Annotated in this window: 20 protein-coding genes and 2 pseudogenes; 8 read left to right on the forward strand and 14 right to left on the reverse strand. The window is 44.2% G+C overall.

What is annotated here, in order from left to right; all coding sequences use genetic code 11:
* Window positions 1-89: 89 nt before the first annotated feature.
* Window positions 90-2,300 (reverse strand): helix-turn-helix domain-containing protein, encoded by a 2,211-nt coding sequence (locus ACFPYJ_RS31570; RefSeq protein ID WP_379192288.1) that lies wholly within the window; start codon window positions 2,298-2,300, stop codon window positions 90-92.
* Between the two features lie 187 nt (window positions 2,301-2,487).
* Window positions 2,488-3,434: pseudogene (locus tag ACFPYJ_RS31575) on the reverse strand (alpha-L-fucosidase); the annotation flags it as partial.
* Between the two features lie 268 nt (window positions 3,435-3,702).
* Here ACFPYJ_RS31575 and ACFPYJ_RS31580 point away from each other — a divergent pair.
* The 3 genes from ACFPYJ_RS31580 (at window position 3,703) to ACFPYJ_RS31590 (ending at window position 6,420) form a co-directional block, all read left to right on the forward strand.
* Window positions 3,703-4,611 carry an AraC family transcriptional regulator gene (locus ACFPYJ_RS31580; protein ID WP_379192290.1) on the forward strand — a complete coding sequence of 303 codons (909 nt, stop codon included), beginning with the start codon at window positions 3,703-3,705 and terminating at the stop codon, window positions 4,609-4,611.
* Window positions 4,612-4,749: 138 nt separating this feature from the next.
* Window positions 4,750-6,021, forward strand: coding sequence for a uracil permease (gene uraA, locus ACFPYJ_RS31585; protein WP_379192292.1), 1,272 nt, complete (start codon window positions 4,750-4,752; stop codon window positions 6,019-6,021).
* 162 nt (window positions 6,022-6,183) lie between these two features.
* Window positions 6,184-6,420, forward strand: coding sequence for a helix-turn-helix domain-containing protein (locus ACFPYJ_RS31590; RefSeq protein WP_379192294.1), 237 nt, complete (start codon window positions 6,184-6,186; stop codon window positions 6,418-6,420).
* A gap of 134 nt (window positions 6,421-6,554) precedes the next feature.
* On the opposite strand, the gene ACFPYJ_RS31595 is transcribed toward ACFPYJ_RS31590, so the two are convergent.
* The 4 genes from ACFPYJ_RS31595 to ACFPYJ_RS31610 all read right to left on the reverse strand — a co-directional run bounded on the left by ACFPYJ_RS31595 (window position 6,555) and on the right by ACFPYJ_RS31610 (window position 10,416).
* Window positions 6,555-7,862 carry an ATP-binding protein gene (locus tag ACFPYJ_RS31595; RefSeq protein WP_379192296.1) on the reverse strand — a complete coding sequence of 436 codons (1,308 nt, stop codon included), beginning with the start codon at window positions 7,860-7,862 and terminating at the stop codon, window positions 6,555-6,557.
* Between the two features lie 147 nt (window positions 7,863-8,009).
* Window positions 8,010-8,894: a phosphotransferase family protein gene (locus ACFPYJ_RS31600; protein WP_379192298.1), complete on the reverse strand. Its 885-nt coding sequence runs from the start codon at window positions 8,892-8,894 to the stop codon at window positions 8,010-8,012.
* 23 nt (window positions 8,895-8,917) lie between these two features.
* A complete protein-coding gene (locus tag ACFPYJ_RS31605; RefSeq protein WP_379192464.1) occupies window positions 8,918-9,958 on the reverse strand; it encodes a phosphotransferase in 1,041 nt (346 codons plus the stop codon).
* Window positions 9,959-9,978: 20 nt separating this feature from the next.
* Entirely contained in the window at window positions 9,979-10,416 is a 438-nt protein-coding gene (locus tag ACFPYJ_RS31610; RefSeq protein WP_379192300.1) for a DMP19 family protein, read from the reverse strand.
* Window positions 10,417-10,594: 178 nt separating this feature from the next.
* Here ACFPYJ_RS31610 and ACFPYJ_RS31615 point away from each other — a divergent pair.
* From ACFPYJ_RS31615 to ACFPYJ_RS31625, 3 genes and pseudogenes are all read left to right on the forward strand, one after another.
* Window positions 10,595-10,828 (forward strand): annotated as a pseudogene (locus ACFPYJ_RS31615) (IS1595 family transposase); the annotation flags it as partial.
* Window positions 10,829-10,954: 126 nt separating this feature from the next.
* Entirely contained in the window at window positions 10,955-11,440 is a 486-nt protein-coding gene (locus tag ACFPYJ_RS31620; protein WP_379192302.1) for a DUF2975 domain-containing protein, read from the forward strand.
* 442 nt (window positions 11,441-11,882) lie between these two features.
* Window positions 11,883-12,275 (forward strand): DoxX family protein, encoded by a 393-nt coding sequence (locus tag ACFPYJ_RS31625; protein WP_379192304.1) that lies wholly within the window; start codon window positions 11,883-11,885, stop codon window positions 12,273-12,275.
* A gap of 88 nt (window positions 12,276-12,363) precedes the next feature.
* Here the strand turns inward: ACFPYJ_RS31625 and ACFPYJ_RS31630 are convergent, their stop codons facing one another.
* Together ACFPYJ_RS31630 and ACFPYJ_RS31635 are read right to left on the reverse strand one after the other, a co-directional pair.
* The gene (locus ACFPYJ_RS31630) at window positions 12,364-12,786 is read right to left on the reverse strand and encodes a VOC family protein (RefSeq protein ID WP_379192306.1); all 423 of its coding nucleotides are present in this window, start codon (window positions 12,784-12,786) and stop codon (window positions 12,364-12,366) included.
* 292 nt (window positions 12,787-13,078) lie between these two features.
* On the reverse strand, window positions 13,079-13,624 hold the full coding sequence (locus ACFPYJ_RS31635) for a class I SAM-dependent DNA methyltransferase (RefSeq protein ID WP_379192308.1): 546 nt from the start codon (window positions 13,622-13,624) through the stop codon (window positions 13,079-13,081).
* Window positions 13,625-13,870: 246 nt separating this feature from the next.
* On the opposite strand from ACFPYJ_RS31635, the gene ACFPYJ_RS31640 reads away from it, so the two are divergent.
* Window positions 13,871-14,275 (forward strand): CBS domain-containing protein, encoded by a 405-nt coding sequence (locus ACFPYJ_RS31640; RefSeq protein ID WP_379192310.1) that lies wholly within the window; start codon window positions 13,871-13,873, stop codon window positions 14,273-14,275.
* A 1,064-nt stretch (window positions 14,276-15,339) separates the two neighbouring features.
* Window positions 15,340-16,035 (forward strand): C40 family peptidase, encoded by a 696-nt coding sequence (locus tag ACFPYJ_RS31645; RefSeq protein WP_379192313.1) that lies wholly within the window; start codon window positions 15,340-15,342, stop codon window positions 16,033-16,035.
* Window positions 16,036-16,361: 326 nt separating this feature from the next.
* Here ACFPYJ_RS31645 and ACFPYJ_RS31650 read toward each other — a convergent pair whose 3' ends face one another.
* The 6 genes from ACFPYJ_RS31650 to ACFPYJ_RS31675 form a co-directional block, all read right to left on the reverse strand.
* Window positions 16,362-16,733, reverse strand: coding sequence for a MarR family winged helix-turn-helix transcriptional regulator (locus ACFPYJ_RS31650; RefSeq protein ID WP_379192315.1), 372 nt, complete (start codon window positions 16,731-16,733; stop codon window positions 16,362-16,364).
* A gap of 33 nt (window positions 16,734-16,766) precedes the next feature.
* Window positions 16,767-18,011 carry an ATP-binding protein gene (locus ACFPYJ_RS31655; protein WP_379192318.1) on the reverse strand — a complete coding sequence of 415 codons (1,245 nt, stop codon included), beginning with the start codon at window positions 18,009-18,011 and terminating at the stop codon, window positions 16,767-16,769.
* Window positions 18,012-18,414: 403 nt separating this feature from the next.
* The gene (locus tag ACFPYJ_RS31660; protein WP_379192321.1) at window positions 18,415-20,109 is read right to left on the reverse strand and encodes a M3 family oligoendopeptidase; all 1,695 of its coding nucleotides are present in this window, start codon (window positions 20,107-20,109) and stop codon (window positions 18,415-18,417) included.
* Window positions 20,110-20,218: 109 nt separating this feature from the next.
* A complete protein-coding gene (locus ACFPYJ_RS31665; RefSeq protein WP_379192323.1) occupies window positions 20,219-20,716 on the reverse strand; it encodes a GNAT family N-acetyltransferase in 498 nt (165 codons plus the stop codon).
* A 205-nt stretch (window positions 20,717-20,921) separates the two neighbouring features.
* On the reverse strand, window positions 20,922-22,295 hold the full coding sequence (locus tag ACFPYJ_RS31670) for an MATE family efflux transporter (protein WP_379192325.1): 1,374 nt from the start codon (window positions 22,293-22,295) through the stop codon (window positions 20,922-20,924).
* A 4-nt stretch (window positions 22,296-22,299) separates the two neighbouring features.
* Window positions 22,300-23,139: a sugar phosphate isomerase/epimerase family protein gene (locus tag ACFPYJ_RS31675; protein ID WP_379192327.1), complete on the reverse strand. Its 840-nt coding sequence runs from the start codon at window positions 23,137-23,139 to the stop codon at window positions 22,300-22,302.
* Window positions 23,140-23,220: the final 81 nt, after the last annotated feature.

Below are 23,220 nucleotides of genomic sequence, written 5' to 3' on the forward strand. Positions count from 1 at the left end.
AAAAATCCTTGATCCGCAGCTGCTTAGCGGATTACAAGGATTATTAATCAGTCGGATCTTGGAGAGATACGAACTATATAGGCGAGGTCTTATCCTTGTTTGCGGTAATCTCTTGGGGACAGCCCGACTATATTTTTGAAAGCGCGGTTAAAAGAATTATAATTAAAGTAGCCCACCTCGAGGCTGATTTCCTGCATCGATTTATGCGTTTCTGCAAGCATCTTTTTGGCGTACTGCATACGGATGCCGATCAGAAAATCAACGAAGTTCTCTCCGAATTCCTCTTTAAACATCTTGCTGACGTTTTTGGCATTCATCTGGAATTTCTCGCTTAAATAATCAAGGGATAGTTCAGGATTGGTATAATGCTCGATAATATAGTTCCTGATCTCGGTAATGACGGATCTGGAGCTGTCGGATTCCTTAACGGCATTCATTTGGCCATTCATCATCTCGAAGATGCGGATGCAGCCGCTCTCCAGCTCCTCCAGCGTTTCCCAGCGCTTGCCGAGGTCAAATAGCTGTACTTGGGTTGTTTTCCATATCAGGCGGTATTCCTTGGACATCTCTAGAAACTCCCGATCCAAATGCTGCTGCAGAAATTGAATCAGGCTCTCTATTTCTTTCCGGGAAGACAGGGAACCCTGAATTTGCTTAAACAGAAGAGCCAAGTGCTCTGTCCAGATATGATCAGTTAACCGCAGAGCTTGCGAAAGTGAATAGATCGTATAGAAGTACTCCTGTATTTCACTTTGCGGAGGCCTGATAATCTGTTCCGGATGAATGATCCGGTTGGCGCCAAGTACCGCTTTGTACTGCAGCAGACTGCCTGCCTTTTCATAGCATTGCCGTATTTCTTCAAGCGATGAAGCGGGGCCCGAACATCCAATTGTCACCGTAAAGCTGAGATACTGCTCCACCCATTCCCGGACCGTCTGGACGATGATCTCCCGAACCGATTTCTGTTCCGCGCCGCCAGGCTCCCAAATGATCGATGATATGCGATTGTCCGCCGTCCACTCCGCCCAGACGGAGGCTCCATGATTTTGGGTGGTTTCATGAATCACGACATATAAGGTGAATTTCAGCAGTGTTTGATCATGCAGGCTGTAGTCATTGATAAAATCGAGATATCCGTCCATTTCAAACACTTGAACAAAAGAAGCTTGTCCCTCCACATCGAGACCATGCTTTTTTAATTCCGTTTTCCAATCCGCTTCCTTCATGGTTGAATTTGCTTCCATCGCCTCTTGAAAGAGATATTTCTTATGCAAAAACAAGCTTTTCTGATGCTGCTCTCTGAAATGCTCGGTCTCTTCCATCAAATGCTCCAGGGTATGCTGAATGAAGCCGAATTCACTATCTCCAATCTTGCCGCCGCTCTGGTTTTTGAGGGAATTCGTTTGAATAAGCGATACGATCTGCTGCACTGGCCGATAGTTTCGTTTGGTCACATGCACAAACCATACCACACCGAGCAGAACCGAAGCCAAAGCCAATACCGTCCAAATGTTATATAAATAAATCGTAAACGTCAGCGCGCTTTGGTTGTTCAGGCCGCTCTCCACCTGCCAACCGGTATAAGGCGAGGTGAACGTTGAAAAAACTTGGTTTTTCCCCGTCTCTCCGCCATCTGCCCCAAGCAGATTATGACTTTTATCGTCTATCAACCGTACAAAGCTGATATCGGAATTATACATTTGATTAATCGCGCTTTTTAATTTATCCAAGCTTACATTAACGACAAAGAAGCCCTGCTTGTGATCGGTGGAATAAGGAGCAGCCTTGACCAGAGAAATGACATTCTTGGAGGTGGTTGCGCTCTTATACGTTTTGAAAACACGCTCTCCCGTCCATTTGGCGGTTATTTTCCCATTCCGATAGGGCGCAAGGAAATCCAAATCGGGGAAATCCGTAATCATTCGCGGAGCGTCCCCAAGCGCATACTCGTCCTTCAAGCGAAAGAAATAAATCGAATCGATCATCGGATAATTAAACTTCAAATCGTCCATCACTTTGATGGCCTGTATATTTGTAAAAACATCATTGAGTTCAAGGCTGAAAAACTTCGATACAACCGGATCGGTAAGGATTTCTCTCACGACCTTATAGTCAATCGATTTTAGGGCGTTGTCCGAAAACCTTATGACCTGCTGGGACAAAAACTCATTCGCTTTGACCGCTTCATTGCGGTTCTGTTCATTCAGCGATTTAAAAAACAAAAAGAATAAAATCATAGTGATGCCAAAAAAAGCCGGAAGGTAGGATAATAGCAATTTGCGAAACCAATTTTTATTCATTTGCAAATACCCCCTTCTAGTTTTGTTACATTCCATCGCTCTCTATGTCATCTATTTGTTTAACTATATTAACTCATTCCACAATTTCCAACAAGAAAACTGACGACAATTTAATTCGCCGTCAGCTCTTAAGATAATCTATTGCTTGTGGAATCAGGTATCGCTTCAAGGGGAAATCAGCTGGATATTAATTCTTGATTCTAAATACATGCGCAGTGGGGGCTTCTCCAGCTATAGCCGAATTAGGCAAACGAACTGCCAATCCCTCATCCTTGCGTGAAAACTCCAGTTGCTCATCCGTTCCTACCATTTCGACCGATGCTGCAGGTCCGGTATAAGGAATGGTCAGATATTCCGGGACAGGCGTGTCTGCTGATTTGTATAGATAAGAGGCATAGACATGATCATTCTTCTGTGTAAACGCAAAGTGATTCGTAATAAAATAGGGCGCGCATATTCTGGTGCCGTATACAGCCTCCCCGTATGTCCTCATCCAGCCGCCCAGTTCTTTGATCCTTCGAATGGCTCCTTCAGGCAGTCGCCCATCCGGCTGCGGTCCCACATTCAGCGCCAAATTCCCGCCTTTTGCAACGATCTCAAGCAGGAGATGGACGAGTTGACGGGTCGGCTTATAGCTGTCTTCATAACGGAAGGAGAACGATGTCCCCATCGTAATGCAGCTTTCCCAAGGAACACTCATCGGCCCTTCAGGAATGGTCTGCTCAGGTGTCACGTAGTTCTCATATGGGCCGCCTACCGTGCGATCGGCTGAGAGCAGCCAAGGCTGCTGCTCGCGTGCTTTCTCAACCGCTTCGCCCAGAGACGGATATCCTGGCCGCCTCTTCCCTCTTTAACCCACCCTGCGTCCAGCCAAAGCACGTCGATACGGCCATACTTCGTCAGCAGTTCATTAATCTGCTCATGCGTGAACTTGACGAACCGTTCCCACAGCCAAGGATACTCCTTCGGATCGTAAGAAGGTCCGCGCCACATATGGCGTCCGCGCTCCATGCCCTTAGCCCAGTAATACGGCGTATGCCAATCCGCTTTAGAGAAATAAGCTGCAATGGCTAATCCCCGCTCCCGGAAGGAATCAAACAGATGTTTGCACAAATCAGCGTATTTATGAGTGTGGGCTTCACCCATTCCGATTCGCTGCTGAAATTGTGAACACCCTGATGTATTTCCTGAACTTCGTCTTGTTTGCTCATGTAAGTGTACCTCTCCAATCTTTTCAGTTCATGTTTGCTTGATGAAGCCGCCGTCAATAAACGAACTACCTTTAAGCATAGAAAAGAATCAAAGAGGTTTCCATTCACGAATCGTCCGAGTTCTTGACGTTTTTTGCCGGGCTCTGGCGTGTGCTATACTTGTGCAAAAGGATCCGCAAGGCGGTGTTTAAGTGAATTTGGACATTATTTTTCCCGATATAACAAGCACGCTCCAAATTACGGGGTGTCATTTCGGTGTGAAGCCGGCAAAGTGGAACTATCCGAAACATCACCATCATTTATACGAACTGCTGTATTGTCAGGATGGGGAAGCCGAACAAATCATCAACGGAAACAGCATCCGGATGCAAACCGGAGATTGGCTGTTCATGAAAGCAGGCGTCCGGCATCAAACGGATAACCGCTCCGAGAATCATTTTTCATTTTTCAACATGCATTTCGATCTCGATAACCACGAAATGAGAATGCGGCTCAGCACACTCGAATATGCGCTGTATCCCAAAGTACTGGCCGACTCTACGAAGCTTCCGCTGTACATACAAGAGATCGAACAGATCATGCACAATTGCATGCTTCATCAAACTCATAACACTTCAGTAACTGAAAGACGGCTAAGCCTAACCTATGAGGATAAATTAGCCCTTCAGTCCTTCATTCTGTTAATCATCCGCGAAATCATCCTGCTGCAAAAGCCAGAGGCTGAAGAATCGGCTTTATTCCGCCCGGGTACAACCATGCATGAAGCGGATACGGCTCATGCCATTGAAGAGCAGCTGCAGCTCTCTGCATTGTCTGAAGTCTCGATCTCGCAAATTGCCAGTGAGCTGAACTTAAGCCGAAGCCAATGCACCAAAATTTTCAATAAAATTTACGGCATTTCTCCGCGTCAATACGTCACTCAATTAAAACTGACAAGAGCCAAACATCTCTTAGTCAGCACCAACTGGACGATAGAGGAAATTTCCATCGCGCTCGGCTTCAATTCCGCCAGCCATTTCTCCAGGCAATTCCGGCAGGGAACGGGTGTATCCCCTGCTCAGTTTCGGCCCAAACATAGAATGGGTAAAGCAGAATCTTAACATCACCGTTAACACAAAAAGCCTTGATCAGACAATCAAGGCTTTTTGCAGGCTTCAGGAGGCTCAATAACTTCTTTCTTTACATAATGCTGATTATGTTAAGATATCGTATGGGTAGTTAAATAAGGAGGTTTCACCGTGTCTCGCATCATTCAAGTTGAAGAACGCCCATCCATCGGCGAAAGTATTCCGCTCAGTCTGCAGCATTTATTTGCGATGTTTGGCTCCACCGTTCTGGTACCTATTTTATTTAAGGTAGATCCAGCCACCATTTTGTTAATGAACGGGATTGGCACACTGATTTATATTTTCATTACAAAAGGAAAAATCCCGGCTTTTTTGGGTTCGAGCTTTGCCTTCCTCTCCCCGGTTTTCATCGTCATTGACACCAATGGCTATCGCTTCGCTCTTGGCGGATTTTTGGTTGTCGGCTTGATCTTCACCATCGTAGCACTACTGATCCGGGCTGTGGGAACACGATGGATCGACGTCGTATTTCCACCTGCAGCCATGGGGGCAATTGTAGCCGTTATCGGTCTGGAATTGGTTCCGACAGCAGCCGAAATGGCCGGATTTATCGCTCCAACCGGTTCGCCAGCCGATTGGTCGCCTGATCCAACTATTGTGTGCATATCTATTTCAACTTTTGTAGTCGGGGTGTTGGGTTCCGTTGTCTTTCGCGGATTATTGAAGGTCATACCGATATTGGTCGCCATTGTTGTCGGCTATGTGATTGCATCCTTACTCGGATTGGTACATATCGCAGACACATTACGAACAGCGGAATGGTTCAGGCTCCCCACCTTCTACAAGCCAGCTTTCGATTGGTCGAGCATTCTGATCATCGCACCGGCATCTCTTGTTGTGATTGCGGAGCATATCGGCCATTTGATCGTAACCGGTAATATGGTAGGGAAGGATTTATCTAAAGAGCCCGGCCTCAGCAGATCCCTGCTCGGTAATGGGATCTCCACTATGTTATCCTCGTTAACCGGATCAACGCCGAATACGACCTACGGAGAAAACATCGGCGTCATGGCGATCAGCCGGGTATATTCCGTCTGGGTGATCGGAGGAGCAGCCATCTTTGCCGTTGTATTGTCCTTTGTGGGCAAAATATCAGCACTGATTCAAACCATTCCAACTCCCGTCATGGGCGGAGTTTCCCTGCTTCTGTTTGGTGTCATCGCTGCTTCAGGGATTCGGATGCTCGTGGAAACCAAAGTCGATTATTCCAAACCGGTGAATCTGATTCTAACGACCGTTGTTCTTGTTATCGGCCTCAGCGGAGCAGCATTGAAATGGGGACATATTGAACTAAAGGGAATGGCACTTGCTACCGTTGTTTCAATCCTGCTCAGTTTGTTTTTCAAGCTGCTGGAGACCTTCAAGCTTTCCAATGATAAATAGGTAAAGCTCTATCGAAGAAGGCCGTTCTACTGCATGTAGAACGGCCTTCTTCGATATCAGGTGTAGGAAATCATCAAATACTTTGAACTTGAGTCCTCTATTTCTTCCTAATTATGGATAAGATGTAGGTAGTACAATGCAATTTAGGGGGCTGCTGTAAAAATGAAAATTGAACTCGGCCGGTGTTTACTTCATCAGCGCCTGCACGAAGCCGGCATGTCGATCGAGGAGCTGGCCCAATCTTTGTTCTATAAACCAGAGCGCATAGCCGACTATATGGACAATAAGAGGGTCATGCCCTTAAAGACGGCTATTTCGATTGCCGATTCGATTGGTTGCCGGGTGAATGATCTGTATGAATTAATTCAATCCGAGTCTTCTCCGAAAACGATAATATAACCATTGCAGTCCTCGATCTCGAATTCTGCTGCTCCCTAGAATTGTTTTCGGAGCGGCTTCACGATTTTCACTGATACCACTCTATTGTCTGTTTAACATTGTTGACCCCAAAACCGGAGAAACGGATGCCATTTTCAATTGGAATCACTCCTCTTTTTTCGCTCCGTTATTGGACTTTGCGCAGCAGAGTCAGGGAATGCGATGTCAAATGTCGTTCCCTTCCCCGGCTCGCTCACCGTTACGATATCCCCGTTCATGTTGCGAATAATCGAGAACGTAACCATCGTACCAAGACCAGTCCCCTTCTCTTTCGTGGAGTAAAACGGCGTTCCAAGTCTGTTGATTTGCTCTTTTGTCATACCGATGCCGTTATCCTTGATCCTAAGAATGAAGCCTGATTTATCGAGCCGTGTTTCCAAAGTCAAAGTTCCGCCGTCAGGCATCGCCTCGATGCTGTTCTTGCATAAATTAATAATCGCCTGTCGAAACTTCGACTGGTCACCGATTAATTGAAGGTCCTCCACACATAATTCCATGGTTATTTCTACATTCTGCATATTGGCATAAGAGGACAATACTTTGGCTGCATACTGGATTTCCTCATGGATATGGACGGATTCGATCTTCTCGGGATCGGGTTTGGCCAATGTCAAGTAGTCCGAGATAATTTGCTGAGCCCGGTCCAGCTCTTCCAGGCATATTTTCCGATAGTACTCTCTATTATGCTGGTTCAACTCCGCTTTGCCGAGAAGCTGAATAAATCCCCTTACGGCTGTTAACGGATTTCGGACTTCGTGAGCGACCGAGGCTGCAATGCCGGTTACTAATTTGAGCTTCTCCGTCATCCTGATCTCCTCTTGTAATAGCTGGACCTTCACAATAAATTCCAGAATATAAATAAATAAACACGCAACTAAACTCTGGAATAGGATCAAAGTCATCGTCCCAGCAAACTCGGGCTTGAAGAAGGAAGCAGCTTTGCCCGTAAGAATTTGATAGGTAATCAGAGTAAGCAATCGAACGGTAAGATAAGCTCCAAAGGAAGCCATCAATTTTCGCCCGAAGGACAACGTTGGGAATATGGTCACGAACCAGCTTAGTATCAAAAAAGTCGGGACAATGGCAATGATATATTCGAGCTGATTCGGATCTCCCATAATGAAGCGGTAACCGATTAGAATGAGGTACAAGAGGATCGCTACCGGTATCCCTCCGTATAGAGAGCCGATCGTTAGCGGAATGGCGCGAAAATCGTAGGTCAAATCCATGATTGTAACCGGAACGGACATACTCGAAACGAGCGAGAGGGAAAAAACAAGAAAGATTAATATACGGTAAGTCCATATATGGTCTTTTTTTCTGTGGATAAGAGCAAATAACACCGTTGGTATAAATAAAATATAAAATAAATTCAAGGTGAAATCCTTATAAAGGATGAACATTGTTGTCCTCGCTTTATCGGTTCATACTTTACTATGCAGAACGCTTGCTGTCATGTGAACCTTGTTCAACCATGATCACTTCTCTATTCTATCAGATTAAGCTGAGAACGGTGTAGTACTGTTTATTAGAAGATATATCAATAACGATCAGGAGGAAAATGCTGCCGCTAACTGATTCAACAAGAGCTGCCGAGGCGCGTCCGACCGTCCTGCCAAACTTTCACCCAAATGAATTAATGTACTGCACCGCGCATAAAAGACAGCCCGAGCCAGAAAATGATCGTCCACCTGAGGCTGATAATAATCCAGTATATCCTTGGCAAAACCGGGACCGAGCCAGATTACAAATCCGCTGAAATCGACGATCGGATCTGCCAAACAAATATCAGCCCAATCTACGATTCCAGTTATCTCGAATGCATACCGGCTTACAAGAATATGCTCCCCCTTCACATCGCCATGACTTAAGACGGGAGCCAGCCGGGACGCTGAGGGTAAGCCTGCTGTACCGTTCAAATACGGCTGAATCGCATCATTTGGATCGTTTACATGTTGGAGCAGCTTTTTATAAAGAATGACCTGATTTAGTTTGTCTAACGGCGATTCCAACGATAGCTGCGGTAAATTCTGAAACGCCAATTCACCTGCATGGCTTATGTGAAGCTGAGAGAAGATATTCCCCGCTGTTTTCGCCATTTCTGCCCAATCTTGCGGACATGCTCTGCGTTTCTCTCCAGACTCACCCCCTAGTTTCTGCTGCCCCGTAAATGAATAAGGAAACAAGGATGAGGGTTCGCCGTAATAGATCGGTTTGGCAACATATCCCGGAAGTTTTTGAGATAAATAGAGAAGGCTATGATACTCGTTCAACAGACGTTTCTCTGATTCGGAGGATATAGGAAATTTAAAAATGATATTGCCGTTAATATCAAATGTGTACGAGTCGCCTCCTTCCGGAATTAATGCAGTATTTACTATAACTAACTCCGGGAATTGATTGGCGATAATCGTGTTTACAAGATGAATATCCATATGAACCCCCTCAATCCGATAAATTACTGTGAGACCGGCCGCTTGTTCAAAAATTCACCGGCAGCTTTAACTTTTGGCTCAATTTGATCCCAACGATTCATGCAATGGTGCAGAATCATTTCCAAATCATTCTCATTTTGTGCTTGTTCGATGTTCCGGTAGAGAATATTCATCAACCAGTTGGTGAGATTTCGAAGATGATGACGATAAGCGTAAAACCGGATAACGTCTAGATTTACTGTGACAAATTGACCGAAATGTTCTTCGTATGCTGGGAGGAAAACTTCAAATTCTTCCCCAATATAACCAATCATATCAAATTCACGCGGTGCGATTATGGCCGATTCCCAATCGATGAAATACAGATCGTTTGCATGACGAATTAAATTGCCTCCCCAGATATCACCATGACACAGAACTTTTTCATTCGAAGCACGTATGGCAACCTGCCGAAGTTCCCGAACGAGATGGAGTAAGGAGAAGATATGCTCCTTTTTAGATAGAATATGTCCCCTTAATGACTGTTTGATCTGATTGTCAAAGATGACATTGTGTTCAAGCACGTTTATGCATTGTACAAGGTCGGATTCAAAGGAAATGTCAAAGGTTTCGTTCATGACTGTTGAAGGGTCTATGTGAGGTGTGATCAGGTGAATACCCGCTGCTGATTGGGCAATGTCTTGAACAATTTGACTGGAGAACGGATAGGCTTCCGCCAAAGTCTCTCCTTCGATGAAATTAAACAGTACCGTGGTTACGCCGTTGAACGACGCTTTAAATTCACCCTTTAGGTTTTTCAGGGGATAAGTAACCGTTGGAAAAAGATTTTGATGATACATCTTCCAAGTTAAGGGCAGATAGTTATCGAGACGCTGAATACTTGTCCGATGCCTTTCATTTTGCTGGTCAAATAATTTCAAATAATATTTTTGCCCGTTCCGGCCGTTCACTTGATAAGAATAAGCTGAGTCCCCCATCGGTATAAATTGAAGGCTCTCGGCATGGATTCCGTAGGATTGATTAAGATGATCCATGAGCAGGCTATCTTCGATATGAAATTTCACTTCCAAATCTATTCACTCCTTCAATTTACGGAATAAATTTCAAAATATTCACCTAACAAATCTGTTACTGTCGGTTCACTATTGTAATACTCATTGTCATATTCTTCAAACTCTCCACATCTTGCTTCGTTAACAAAAGCAAAAATGTCATTTAGTTTCTTTCTGTTTTTCGAAGAATATGTGGCACTGGCTTGGTTTAAAATATTCGCTTGTTTTGCCGCACCTATTACCTTCAAAGCATCGATGGTTTCATCCATTTTTTCTATACCTTTATTTTCAAAGTATTGAAGATGTCCTCCATTCTGAACTTCTGTATCATACCAGAAGCATAAATGAGCGGTCCTTTGTGTCTGATTTAAGTCTTTATATTCTTCCATAGCTATTAAATCAATAAAAGCGTTCCACGCTTCATAAGGTTTCTTGTCCAGCAATTCTTTGTTTATCTTTCTTATAACCATCGCCGTCACCTCCCTTTTCAACTTATAACGTTAATAAGCCCGGAGCGTGATCTACTCATGCTCCGGGCTGCCGTCATGCCGGGTAACTCTATCCTAAGACTGTTTCGATGAAATTCTCTAATGCCGCGCGTTCTTGGGCGTGGGCGTATTCGGACTACAAAATTGGATGAAGCGATTTGTTTATCACATTCAGAACGTGAACAACTATCATAGCCGACTGAAACGCTGGCTTGACCGCTTTAACGGCGTTGCAACGAAGTATCTGCAAAATTATTTAGCATGGTTTCGTTATTTAGACAGCAAGGAATACGAGAACACAACGTCAAATAAGAAAAATATGTTGGTCGCCTCGTGCCTATTTACTGTGACCGACACGAATACCAAACTTCGGCTCTCTGCTTATTCTTGTTAAGCTAAACGGGCAGTTTTGTTGAACAAGTTAACAATAATAATATAATAAAAAACAATGAAAATTTATTGTAAAACGATAAATCATATGATAAAATCATGTTGTCATTAAATAAGTGAGGTGTTTTAAATGAATGTTAAACGAGGTTCAACCACTTTCATAAAGCTAATTATTTTTCTGGCTGGAATTGCAGTGCTTGCTTTGTGTATCTGGTTGCCTGAGATAGCCGTTAGAGATGCAAGGGTACATCCAGATACGGCTTACTTCCTAATCCCCTTTTTAGTATGCGCATACGGATTCTGTATTGCGTTTTCTGTTGCGTTGTATCAAGCATATAAACTATTAACCTACATCGAAAAGAACAATGCTTTCTCTGAATTATCCCTTAAATCTTTGAAGATTATAAAGAAATGTGCTTTTACAGTCATTTTCCTCATTTTGTTAGGAATAGTAAGCTTAAGGGTGCTTGCTAAAGTTACAGGTAGTGATGATGCAGCGGGTCCTACATCATTATGTCTAATGGGTATTTTAGCAACAAGTATCATCGCAGCCATTGTGGACGCACTTCAAAAGCCATTAAAAAATGCCCCAGATATAAAGTCAAAAAATGAATGATTAACGGATATGTAAGACTTTGGATTGTCAGCCAGGTGATTTTTGGAGTACAAAAGCGACGAAGACACTCAATAAAAACAGACACAACTAATTTATTTAACTACGGGGACGATAGCTCATTGAACCGCCTTTTCACCAAGGTGGTTTTCTTATGGTCAAATATCAAGATTCAGTGTGGCGATAGGGTTATTCATGATCGCGCCTCACGCAAAGTATCGCCTCCGTACCAGGCTTTGCATGAGTTATGCCAATCCGACAATCTCTGATTGCCATGCCTACCACCTCCCTCTCTTTCGAAGATGTGAATAGTATAAAAGAAACTCAACGCCATTTCAAATATTTTCAAATACGTACGGCTGAAGTTTAGCAATTTAGAAGAACCCTTCTGCACTTGTTTATGCTAATATAAATTTATCCAAAATTTGAGAAAGGTGGATGAACCATGACTGCTAACATTTCAAAAGGACGGCTTTGGACGGCGCGGATCATGAGCGGGATAATTATATTATTTATGCTGTTTGACAGCATACTTAAATTAATCAAACCTGTTCAAGTAGTAGAAGGGACAATCTCTCTTGGGTATGAAGAACATCATATTATGGTAATTGGGATACTGGGGCTGATCTCTACAATTTTATACGCATTTCCCCGCACCTCTTTCATAGGTGCTTTGCTGCTGACCGGGTATTTTGGCGGAGTTCTTGCCACTCAAATCCGAGTGGATGCCCCGCTTTTTTCGACGATATTATTTCCTGTCTACCTTGCTGTACTTACTTGGGGAGGAATTTGGCTCAGAAATGAAAAAGTGCGTAAACTCTTCTCATTAGATAGCTGAGAACTTGGATGGCAATCCGATAATTGTCGATCCACTTCAGAGGAGCTGCAGCTTAGCAGCTCCTCTATTTTCGCTGCTCATTCGTAAGTTACTCCGTTATCTCCCACTGCGGATTCCAGACCACTTCCCATAAATGGCCATCCGGGTCTTGGAAGTACCCTGAATATCCGCCCCAAAAGGTGTCGTGTGCCGGGACGGTTATAACCGCACCCGCCTTCTTTACCTCCTCCATAATGGTATCTACTTCTTCTTTACTTCCTACATTGTGCCCAATCGTAAACTCCGTTGGACTCGGCAGACTCTGATTTAGCTTTGTATCATGAGCGATATCCATGCGTTTCCAAATGGCCAATTTAAAGCCTGCTTGCAAGTCGAAAAATGCAACGGCGCCATGCTCAAATTCTGTACCGATAATACCTTCTGTAGGTAGTCCTAGTCCATCCCGATAAAATTGCAGTGATTGTTCCAAATCATCAACGCCTAATGTAAGTACTGTAATCCTTGGTTTCATACTAAACCCTCCCTCATACAGCAGATAATCTATTTTCAACAAATGGCCTAAGCTCAATCTGCAGCCTTCTTTCTCACCAGGAACAACGCAACCGCCTGCGGTTTAATGATGGTTCCTCCGTTTTCATCGATTATATGTTTGATATTTTCAAATAACTTGGCTCTTACATCGCTTGGAAGTACTCGATGCCTGGAGTTCGTGTTTAATATTGATATGTATTCATCGGCTGTATAGCTGTCTTCCCATCTGTACTGCTTTACAATTAAGTCCTCAAACAACCCGTCCTTTATAGTTAAATCAGACCTTTCGTCAATGACCTGCTCAACTGTTGGTGCATTAGAGTCATCAAGATGAGGTGCATAGGTAAGATAACTTCCCCTAATTTGATTAAAAACATGGTTGAATGTTGGAATGTGAATCGTCCAGAACAATGCAATTGATCCTTGGTCACGGAGCAAGTCAAATGCCTTCCGATACCCGAGCTGCTGGGTTGAATGAAATGAAACGCTGTTGCGGATATTATTAAATCGAATTGCTTCTTTGCGCTTTGCCACTCTTCAAACGATGAATTTATAATGTTGACATTCGTGTTAGCTTTAAACTTCTCCCGGGTAAATTCAGCAAGCTTTTGTCCTAATTCGATGCAAGTCACATGATCATACCCTAAATCCACAAATCCCTTTGTGGCCTGGCCCGTGCCGCAGCCGATTTCAAGGATCGGATGGGATGGCGTTATTGACGCATATTCCAAAATATCGAGAAACAGCTGCGTTGGATAGTTCGGTCTGTACTTGTCATATTCCGGTGCAACTTCGTTAAATGTATTTTTCAGCTCCATCCGCTATTCCTCCCATGTTATGTTTGATTACGTATCTTATCTAAGGAACAATCGATCGATAATACTCCATGTTTCAACCCTTGCTCATCCATCCTCAGCGCACGGAAGTAACAATTTTGACCCATTATTAGGAAAAATTAACCTCTTTTAGCACTGCTTTTGGTCATTTCACATTACATTCATTCCTGAAGTATGTTTTAATAAAAGGTATGCCAATCTAAATCCACAGTAAAGGAGCTACGTATAGTGCAAATATCTTCATTCTTGTATCCCAAAGATAAGGTTGCTTATATCACCTCCTCCATGTCTTTACGGGAAGCTATGGAAAAGTTGGAACATCACCAATACTCGGCAATTCCCATCATTGACGGAGAAGGTAAATATATAGGCACCCTATCGGAAGGTGATCTATTATGGAAGTTAAAAAATACCCCTGGCCTCAATTTTGACAATATGAACCAAGTCCCCGTTACTGAAATCAAAAAACGCTCCCGTAGCGAATGTGTTTCGATTAATGCACAAATGGAAGACATGCTGATACTGGCCGCTGATCAAAATTTCGTACCCGTAGTTGACGATTATCGAATTTTCCTCGGAATTATACGCCGGAAAGATATTATTGAATACTACACCCGAAATATAACAGATTGAACATCATTTCATTCAATTGAGAGCTCCGTTAATTTCCTTGAGATAAGATTTGACGAATACAATAAATAAGGCATCGGCAGCCTGGGAAAGATCATTAAAATCCTAGACTGCCGATGCCAATCATATTCCATGCACACACCTCATAAGGATTGTAAAATCCAGCCTCTTACTCTTTCTGTAATTCATTGCATAATCCTGCCCCTTTGATTCAGAAAAGGGGTAGTTTTCACTTATGAACAAAGTGACTTTGGGCAAACCCGTAATCCACATGTGCGAATGACACATGTGCGAATGACTTGTCGAGTATTCAGTATTCGAGGCGACATGCGCATCTATACTGGATTAATACAGCTATTTAGGGCTTTTGATGTTTAAACGGACGCTATAATGGAAATTTCCAGTTCCAATTGCCTAATCGAACTCCATAAGGCTCATTTTGGGCGATTTAACTGTACGGATTACAGTATAGAGGCAGCCTCGAGCGGTTGGCACTCTTTTTAACTGTACCAATTCCAGTATAGGCCAATGGTGTAACAGGTATTTGATTGACACTTATAGGAAGGAAAGAGATATAATTGCGGGGTTGTTCCATATGAAGGTACCAGCCTGCCATTACCAAAGGAGAGGTTTCTTTTGTACACCATGGACCAGCCTACCCCGCCATTGGAAGGACTGCCGGTTTATTAGCTGCCTTCACATCAATGCTGCCCCTCATACTCGTTTACTTTGGCAAAAGCATGATCGGCGGATACATAAAAACCAGATACAAGAAGCGCAGCAGCCAGCATCAGAGTGATCGTAACTTTTTGAGCTGCTTCGGGCTCTTTCAGTTGGAAGCATATAACAAAAATTTCTATTCATTCACTTTTATGTCATTAAGCATTCGATTTAGCTGTCAAGGAATTATTTCTTATTTTTTCTAATGAAGTTCTAATAATGTGCTATTCTACTAGGCCAGCCTTAACTTTCCGTTCTAATCGGTAAATTTAGGCTTTTTTAACTGTGTTAAAGTAAGTAGAGGTAAGGCATCAAGTATCGCATCCATAAGGAGGAATTCAACGAAAATGCAACTGAAGAAGAAATACTTTGGAAAAAAGACAATCGTTTCGTTAGGACTAGCCCTATCGATGTTTGCTGGATTAACGGCCACAGCTTTGGCTTCACCATCAGCAACAGCTACCGTGAATAAAGGGGTGAACTTCCGAGCTGATCAAAGTACGAGCGCCCCGGTGATAGGATTTGTTAAAGCAGGAACCGTCCTTCCTGTCGAAGCAGCTAATAATTACTGGGTATTGGTCGATTACAACGGCAAAACCGGCTATGTCTCACGCTCTTATGTGACTGTCCATAGTAATGGTTCGTCATCAACTCCTAATTCAGGTACAGTCTCGTCAAGCAAAATCATCAATACTGCGAAGTCTTTCCAAGGCCGGGTAAAATACGTATTTGGTGCCCGGGATCAGAAGCGCCTTATTTTTGACTGCTCGTCTTTCACGCAATACATATTTCAACTCAATGGTAAATCCATCCCTTGGGGATCGAAAGCACAGGCAAAAGTGGGTTCTTATATCCCAAAAAGCAAACTTCAGCCTGGCGACTTAGTCTTTTTTAGCGTAAGCACTCCAGGTCAGATCAACCATGTCGGTATCTACATGGGTAATGGTCAATTTATTAATAATCTACCGAAAAAAGGCGTCATCATCTCGAGCTTAAACAGCTCCCATTGGACAAGCCATTATATTACCGCCCGTCGTGTCTAAACGATAACGCCATCCACGCAGAAACAACCCTTTTTGGCAAACTTGTATGTCATCGAAAGTTCATCTTCTGACAACATGCATGCCGATCAGGTTGTTTCTGCGTGGTTATTTATATAACTGATCTTATTTCCCCTAACTTTATTAATTGCCCCATCCATTAATTCTCCAAACCGTACAACTCCTCCATGAATGAAACACAGTTTACCCTTTTATCTTCGATGAAAGCAGCCTCTAACAATCATTCCAGCCTATTTAAAATTCGAGTTATTTTACTAATCGCGAAGTCAAGATCGGTTCGATCTTCCTCGCTCAGACGTACCATTTGTTCACGCAGCTCTCGATGAAACCCTTTCCCAGCGCTGGCTTACGATTGTATTTCCTTTTTCAGTTAGTCGTAATCGGACTATCCGTTTATCGTTGAGACCGGTTTCCTTTATTACATAGCTTTTTTCTTCCAGTATTGAGATGAGCGGTGTTAATTGTTGTTTGGAAACACGGATCATTTTAGCCAACTGAGACATTGAAATCCCTTCCTGTTGATGTTGAAACAGCTCTTCCAGGATGTGGGTCTGTAAGTGGGTTAACTCGGATGATGCTTTACGCCCTGTAGTATTCGAATTGGGCTTATCCAGTTTTCGGTAAAGCAGCGGTATTAGGCGGATGTAGTCCTCCGCGATACGGTCAATTTTCTGATCCATTAGATTTGATCAAGCTCCGCCAAGTTGTGTTGATTATTTTTCGAGCGCTGATGGAATAACAACACTAAATTTAGTGCCAAGCCCCTTCGTGCTTTCAGCTTGAATTTTTCCATTTAGGGCCTCAACAATGCGGAAACATACCATTAAGCCGAGCCCTGTTCCTTTATCTTTTGTTGAATAAAAGGGGACACCTAACCGGGATATTTGATCTTTTGTCATACCGACACCGGTATCAATAATATCAATCACAACTTGGTTATTACTGGCATATACATTTATCGTCAGTTGACCATCCTGCTCCATTGCTTCTACAGCATTTTTAATTAAATTAATCATGACTTGTGTGAATTTCTTTGCATCCGCATGGATATATAAGTCATCTTCGTTATTATGAATTACGGTATGGCCATGTGAAATAATGTAAGACTCGATAATCTTCAAGACGGCATTCAGGTGCTCTTTCACATTCACCTTTTCGATTTTGTCGGCCTGCGGCTTCGCATACATCAGGTATTCGGAAATAATGGATTCCGCTCTATCTATTTCTTCCAATGCCAGCGTTGAATATTTGAGATCTATATCGTTGTTCGAACGCGACTTTATCAATTGGATAAAACCTTTGGACACGGTCAACGGATTGCGTATCTCATGAGCAATCGTAGCAGCCAATTCCCCTAATACATTCAGCTTCTCGGAGCGATGAATCTCATCCCGCATCGTTACGTTATCCTTCATTGTCTCAATCATATAAAGAGTTATCCACGCACATGTCGCAAGCAGCAAACTATAATAAACAAAAAAAGTAAGGTGCTGAAGTATGATGGCTTTCAATGATATAATGCTGCCGACTGTAATAAACAAAGCTGAACACAATGCTAAAACGGTTCCTACTGCAATTGTTTTTTTCTTTGATAAATTTTTGTGATATTCCATAAAAATGGCAGCAAAAATAAAGATAGGTATGTAGGACGAACACGTTACGATAAAACCGTCCCCTCCAAGCAAAAACCTGTACAACAAAATAGTAAGGGCAACTGTTAGACCAGAGCGAAATCCACTATACAAAATGGTTATGATAAAAGGAAGTATTCTCAGGTCATATATATATCCGTGGAATACGGTAAAAGGAAACGACATACAAAGCACAACGGTAATACATCCGATGATTCCAACAAGAATTCCATGATATTTGGCTTTGTAAAGCCCTAGTGAAAAATAACTGAGGATACCCACCATTATGAAGAGGAAATTTAATAATAAGTAATCTACTCCAAGCAAATTAATCCCCTTTTCTTTTCGCTGCCTTAGAATACAAATTCTTAATATAAATATATCTGGAATTGTGCTGCTTGTCAGCAAAGGATTAGATAACATTGCCGTTGATTGTTCAATAGACCTCCTAACATGGGAAGATCCGTCGCTTATTAATCAATGTAGCGCTTTACCCCATGCTGCTCGAAAAAAGCAGTGAAATGCTTTTGCATGAAATTGCAATCATGCCCGTTAGCAACTCCCGTGCGATTACACCTTTGATCGCAGATCTTGTCAACAAACAAAGCAGCCTTACTCCGGCTGAATACCGGAATAAGGCTGCTTTAATATTGAACAGAACACAAACATGCAGACTCAACCGCAATTGCAATAGAGGTGTATGTCTGCATGCTTGTTATGCTCTATGTTCTTAGAGAACTGAATCGTCAACGGAGTCAAGCCAGTTCTCTATGCTGCCGATGACCGATGAAACACAGCCGTCCTCAAAAGGCGATATGAGCCCTGCGACCCTCACCAGCTCCGTAAAGGACAAGCTTCCGCCCTGGCGGCAAAGGTTCAAATACTCTGTCCATGCACCGGCGCGCTCTTCATGCATCTTTTTCCAGAATTGAAAAGCACAGATCTGCGCAAGCGTGTAATCAATATAGTAGAATGGCGAGTTGAAGATATGCCCCTGTTTATGCCAAAAGCCGCCCTGCTCCAGATATAGATTATCCGCATAGTTGCGATGAGGCAAATATTTGTGCTCAATCTCGCGCCATGCTTTCTTACGCTCAGCAGGCGTCGCATCGGGATTCTCATAGACATAATGCTGGAACTCATCCACCGTTACGCCGTACGGAATGAAGATTAAGCCGCTGGACAGATGATCGAACCTGTATTTGTCCGCATCCTCCTCGAAGAATAGATCCATCCACGGCCAAGTGAAGAATTCCATGCTCATGGAATGGATTTCACATGCCTCATAGGTTGGGAAGCTGTATTCCGGCACAGCGAAGCTCCTGCTCTCATAAACCTGGAAGGCATGGCCCGCTTCATGCGTCAGGACGTCGATATCGCCTGAGGTCCCATTGAAGTTTGAGAAAATAAACGGAGCGCCGTATTCGCTCATATACGTACAATAACCGCCGCTTTGCTTGCCCTTCTTGCTTACCAGATCCATCAGATCGTTATCCTGCATATAGCGGAAAAATTCATTCGTTTCCGGTGACAATTCGGCATACATCTTCGCTCCGTTGCTCACGATCCATTCCGGCTTGCCCTTGGGCACCGCATTCCCTGACTTGAAGATGAAGTTCTCGTCATAGTACAACAGCTCGTCGACTTCGATTCGACTTTGCTGGCGCTCCTTCAGCTTCGTCGCAACCGGTACGATATATTCGAGCACTTGGTTCCTGAAATTCGCCACCATCTCAGCACTATAATCGGTACGGTTCATGCGTGCGTAGCCAAGCTCGACATAGTTGCTGAATCCGAGCTTCCTTGCAATTTTGGTCCGCACTTTAACGAGATCATCATAGATGCGATCGAAATTCTCCTCGTTAGCTGCCATGAAGCCGGATGATGCCTCCATGGCGCGTTTTCGCATATTGCGGTCGGTTGACTGCTGGAAGGGTCCAAGCTGCGATAAGGTCCTCTCTTCGCCCTCGAACATAATTTTTGCCGATGCAATCAGCTTAGCGTATTCCGTCGTCAGCTTATTCTCCTGCTGAAGGTCTTCAATGACCTCCGGACTGAACGTCTTCAGTGCAAGCTCCGCGAGCTGGAACAGCTGCCGCCCCCATTTATTCTCGAGCTCCATCCTGAATGTTGAATTTACAAGTGAACGGTAATAGTCCGTTATGTATTCCTGTACCACCGGTCCGGTTTCGTCGAAGAAGTCCTGTTCCGCTTTATAGAATTCATCATTCGTATCGATGGAATGGCGTATGCTCGCAATTTGCTGCAGGGTATCAAATTCGCTTCGCAGTTTGTTAATTGCACTCATTGCGCGATCCTGCTCCTCGTAGCTTCCAGCCGAATTAAACGTTTCCAAAAGCGCTTTAAACTTTTGTTCGAAATCCTTTACATCAGGACGCTCATAACGATACTCGCTGAATTTCATAACAGCACCTGCCCTCTCCCGGATAATAAAATGAAAATAAATAGCTCCCGTGATTTCCCCATTATATCCCAAGCCATACGGGTACAGCCAACATTTTGAAGATAAAAAGCTAAACAAATAACATCATAAGCTCGTCATCCAAATATCTATTGCCTACCTTTAATGCTCTTTGATCTGTCCCGTAGGTCTCAAACCCAAGAGAAGAGTAGAGCTGTCTGGCAGGTTCATTATTTGAAATAACGGATAAATATATCTGTTCCACACCTTTACTTTCTTTGGCCTTCTTTATCGCCTCCAGCATTAATTGCTTGCCGATTCCTGATCTGCGTTTGGCAGGTTCAACATACATCCCGACTATTTTCGCTCTATGCTGCAGTTTGAGCCTATTTTCAAGTACCAATGTAACGATCCCCATCAGCTGCCCATTATCAAACATGCCAAAAGTGAAAGAATGATCATCATTTAACCGGCGCTCAAAACTTTCTAATGAAAATTCTTTTTCCTCTTCATAGCTTGAACTGAATGCCTCGGGGTGGTTTAGCAATGCTTCTAACCTAAAATTTCTATACGTTTCTGCATCAGTTGGTTCAAGGATCTTTTTTTCCATCATAACCCTCCCGTGCTTAGAAATAATTACCTTCATCATACTTGGATATATGGTTATTTATGTCTAAAACCTCTTGCAGACCGGACCCGCTCCAAACTAAAAAGACACTTTTACAAAAAAACTAAGGATCTTGTAAAAGTGTCTTCTATGTAGTTCAAGCCTATCAGGTTAAATAGCGTTGAGTATTGTTCTTAATACGTACATCTTATCTAACGACCGCCGCTTCTTCCTTCCGCTGCACAAGCACTTTCCTCTGCCAAGCCTTGCTGCGCCAGCGCATAAACAAGATCAGCCCGCGGAACCACTCGTCCATGATATACGCGGCCCAGATACCAAGCAGGCCATATCCCATATGAATGCCTAGCAGATAGATCATAGGAACACTGAACAGCCAACTGACGGACACGGATCCGATCATGGCGAACCGTGCATCTCCCGCCGCGGCTAGCGATCTTTCGATAATGATGTTGAAGTTGCGGCCAGGCTCGAGCAGCAGCCCAAGCACCAGCAGCGTCGCGCCCATCTTGATGATGGATGCGTCACTTGTGAACATCCCAAGCAGCGGGACTCTGAACAACGCGATGACTGATGCCGCAGCCAGCGTTATCAGCATGCTTGCCCGCAGATAGCGGTAAACGGTCCGGTAGGCCAACTCCCGATCTCCTGCGCCAATCATTTGACCGATAATAATCTGTCCGCCCCGTCCGATGGAAATGGCCAGAATCATGACCAGAAAAACAAGATTCATCGTATAGATCCGAGTCGTAAGTGCCGCCGTACCCAGCGTCGCGATGAACGCAGTGGTGACAAACTGACTAGCCGAATACGAACAATTGTTAATGGATGATGGTAAGCCGACGCGCAGCACTTTATCTACATGCTCCTTCTTCCAATTCGTCAGGTGCGCCCATGTAAGCTGGACACCGGCCACCTTGCGGAGGATTACCAGATTAACTGCCAAGCCGATTAGCTGTGCGGTTGCCGTGGATACCGCGACACCTGTAACACCGAACTTCGGAAAACCGAACGGGCCGTAGATAACCAGATAATTTCCGCACAGATTCAGAACGTTCATCCCAATCGTGACCATCATGGTATGCCGTGTAAACCCGTGGGACTGGATGATTGCCGTTACGCCTGTCAGTACACCCTGTATGACGAGCGCGGCACCGGCAATATGAAGGAAATCCTGTGATAGATTGAAAACCGCCGGATCAAGATCAAATATGCGCAGCAGCGGAACGTTAAAGCTTACGACAAGCACACTTACCAACACGCCGAATAAGAAATTAATGGCTATGGAAGAAGAGGCCAGACGTCCTATCTCGTTATGGCGGCGCGCACCTATATATTGAGTAATGACGACAGCCGAACCGACGGCAATGACATTGAACATGAGCACAACGAAAATGAGAATTTGGTTAGCAACGCCAACGGCAGCCACCGCATTATCCGATACCTTGCTCAGCATGAACGTATCTGAGATGCGGAGGAACATCTGCAGAGCCGATTCTACAAAGATTGGCCAAGTCAGCGAAAAGAGCGACAGTTTGACGGCAGCCCTGCCTCCTTCATGCAATGGCTTAACCGGCAGACGTCACGGAGTAGGCCGCCTTTACCTTCTCCAGCCCATGCTTTGCAATGTCAAGTGCCGAGCGCCCGTTAAAATCATCAATGAACAGCTCCAGCGACAAATAGCCGTCATAGCCGGATCTGTGCAGCTGCTGTGCGATGAGAGCGGAAGGTGCAATTCCATCGCCTGGGAATACGCGGTGATTGTCGGCAATTACGGCACGCGCCGGTTCAGATGGATAATCGTTGACGTGTACGATACCGATCTGATCCCCCTTAAGCAGACTGATACCTTCAAAGTCACTGCCGCCGGTGTACATATGGAAAGGATCGAGCAGCAGCTTGGCATCTTTGACACCGCTCTGCTTAGCGACGTAAACCGCATCATTTAGGCAGTTCAGCTTGCTCGCACGGCCCCAGAACTCGAGATAAGGTTCAACACCGATACCTCTGGACAGCTCCGTAAGCTTGGCGAATTGTTCGGCCATATCTTCAAGAGACACAGAGGCAACGCTGCCGAACGGCGGAGCGGCAGCGGCTGTACAGTTAAGCTCAGCAAGCAGCTCCAATTCGCGTTTTGCGAGCTCGAAGCCTTGGCGGCGGGCAGCCTCATCCGAATCAGCCCAGGTCCAGAAAGCGATCGCGTTCACTACATTAATGCCTGCATCCTCGATTCGGCGCCGCAATTCCGGCAGCTTGCCGCCAGCTTCCAAATAGGCGTCAATATCCCGAACCCACAGCTCAATGCCGGCGTATCCGGCTTCCGCCGCGACAGCGATTTGTTCTTCGACGCCTAGTTTATATGGAAACAGCGTCGAGGTGTTTAGAGAAAGCTTGAATGGAAATGTCAAATAAATCCCTTCTTTCTTCGATTAATTTGTAGTCGGATCATACGATTAAATGCTCTTAAGATGCCAGCTCCGCTTTTCCCG

Source organism: Paenibacillus solisilvae (genome assembly GCF_042656405.1).
GTDB classification, from domain to species: Bacteria; Bacillota; Bacilli; order Paenibacillales; family Paenibacillaceae; genus Paenibacillus_Z; species Paenibacillus_Z solisilvae.

What these genes read in the sequence shown, in the direction of transcription:
- ACFPYJ_RS31590 (WP_379192294.1), top strand. Translation starts at nt 6,184, where the DNA reads ATGAAAATTGAACTCGGCCGGTGTTTACTTCATCAGCGCCTGCACGAA.
- ACFPYJ_RS31645 (WP_379192313.1), top strand. Translation starts at nt 15,340, where the DNA reads ATGCAACTGAAGAAGAAATACTTTGGAAAAAAGACAATCGTTTCGTTA.
- ACFPYJ_RS31635 (WP_379192308.1), bottom strand. Translation starts at nt 13,624, where the DNA reads ATGGAGCTGAAAAATACATTTAACGAAGTTGCACCGGAATATGACAAG.
- ACFPYJ_RS31660 (WP_379192321.1), bottom strand. Translation starts at nt 20,109, where the DNA reads ATGAAATTCAGCGAGTATCGTTATGAGCGTCCTGATGTAAAGGATTTC.
- ACFPYJ_RS31625 (WP_379192304.1), top strand. Translation starts at nt 11,883, where the DNA reads ATGACTGCTAACATTTCAAAAGGACGGCTTTGGACGGCGCGGATCATG.
- ACFPYJ_RS31610 (WP_379192300.1), bottom strand. Translation starts at nt 10,416, where the DNA reads ATGGTTATAAGAAAGATAAACAAAGAATTGCTGGACAAGAAACCTTAT.
- ACFPYJ_RS31600 (WP_379192298.1), bottom strand. Translation starts at nt 8,894, where the DNA reads ATGGATATTCATCTTGTAAACACGATTATCGCCAATCAATTCCCGGAG.
- ACFPYJ_RS31570 (WP_379192288.1), bottom strand. Translation starts at nt 2,300, where the DNA reads ATGAATAAAAATTGGTTTCGCAAATTGCTATTATCCTACCTTCCGGCT.
- ACFPYJ_RS31665 (WP_379192323.1), bottom strand. Translation starts at nt 20,716, where the DNA reads ATGGAAAAAAAGATCCTTGAACCAACTGATGCAGAAACGTATAGAAAT.
- ACFPYJ_RS31620 (WP_379192302.1), top strand. Translation starts at nt 10,955, where the DNA reads ATGAATGTTAAACGAGGTTCAACCACTTTCATAAAGCTAATTATTTTT.
- ACFPYJ_RS31650 (WP_379192315.1), bottom strand. Translation starts at nt 16,733, where the DNA reads ATGGATCAGAAAATTGACCGTATCGCGGAGGACTACATCCGCCTAATA.
- ACFPYJ_RS31630 (WP_379192306.1), bottom strand. Translation starts at nt 12,786, where the DNA reads ATGAAACCAAGGATTACAGTACTTACATTAGGCGTTGATGATTTGGAA.
- ACFPYJ_RS31595 (WP_379192296.1), bottom strand. Translation starts at nt 7,862, where the DNA reads ATGTTCATCCTTTATAAGGATTTCACCTTGAATTTATTTTATATTTTA.